2 protein-coding genes are annotated in these 1,179 nt (G+C 65.1%); both read right to left on the bottom strand.

The annotated features are described in order from the left end of the window. A partial coding sequence (locus tag ACOADB_RS25675; protein WP_378605678.1) for a response regulator occupies nucleotides 1–332 on the bottom strand: 332 nt, incomplete at its 3' end. A gap of 78 nt (nucleotides 333–410) precedes the next feature. After that, nucleotides 411–1,179, bottom strand: a 769-nt coding sequence (locus ACOADB_RS25670) for a cytochrome P450 (RefSeq protein WP_378605611.1), incomplete at its 5' end; no start/stop codon positions are given.

The following is a 1,179-nucleotide window of genomic DNA, read 5'->3' as shown; positions in this document are numbered from 1 at the left end:
CGGGCCACCAGTACCGGGAACGAGAATGGCTTGGTGAGGTAGTCATCCGCACCGGTGTCGAGGCCCTCGACCTGGTCCCATTCGCCGTCCTTCGCGGTGAGCATCAGGATCGGCGTCCAGTTCTTCTCCGCGCGCAGGGTCTCGCACACCTTGTAGCCGTTGATCCCGGGCAGCATCAGGTCGAGGACGATCGCGGCGTACTCGTTCTCCCGGGCCATCCACAGGCCGTCGGTCCCGTCGTGGACGACATCGACGGCGAATCCCTCGGCCTCCAGCCCCAGCTTCAGGGATCGCGCGAGCCGTTGCTCGTCGTCGACGACGAGAACACGCATGGCAACCTCCGGTGGCGAAATGCAGATCAGGGCGGTCCCATTGTCGTGGAACCACCCTGAAGCTGCGCTGAAGGGACCTCAGGCGTACTTGACCTGCATCTCCTTGATCGCGTTGAGCCAGCCGGAGCGCAGGCGCTTCGGCTCCTCGGCCAGCTGAATGTTGGGCGCCAGGTCGGCGAGCGCATCGAAGATCAGCTTGATCTCCATGCGGGCCAGGTTGGCGCCGATGCAGTAGTGGGCGCCGTGGCCACCGAACGCGACGTGCGGGTTCTTCTCGCGGGTGATGTCGAAGGTGAACGGGTCGTCGAAGACGGTCTCGTCGAAGTTCGCCGAGGCGTAGAAGATCCCGACCCGGGCACCCTTCTTGACCTCCTGGCCGGCAACGACGACGTCGTTCTTGGCCGTGCGCTGGAACACCGTGACCGGCGTCGACCAGCGGATGATCTCGTCGATCATCGTGTCGGGGCGCTCCTTCTTCCACAGCTCCCACTGGTCGGGGTGCTGGAAGAACGCGTGCATGCCGTGGCTGATCGCGTTGCGGGTCGTCTCGTTGCCGGCCACGGCCAGCAGGATGACGAAGAAGCCGAACTCGTCGTTGGTGAGCGCGCCGTGGTCGTCGTCCTGGCCGACGCTGACGAGCTTGGTGACGATGTCGTCCTGCGGGTTGGCGCGACGCTCGTTGGCGAGTGCGTCGAAGTAGACGAGGAGTTCCATCGACGCGGTGGCCGGGTCGGAGGTGTTGTCCGGGTCGTCGTAGCCCATCATCGAGTTGGACCACTCGAAGATCTTCTTGCGGTCCTCGTGCGGGACGCCCAGGAAGTCGGCGATGGCCTGGAGCGGCAGCTCG

The sequence above is a fragment of the Nocardioides sp. CPCC 206348 genome (assembly GCF_048654705.1).
Lineage (GTDB): Bacteria > Actinomycetota > Actinomycetes > Propionibacteriales > Nocardioidaceae > Nocardioides.
This window is presented reverse-complemented; position numbering and strand designations above follow the sequence as displayed.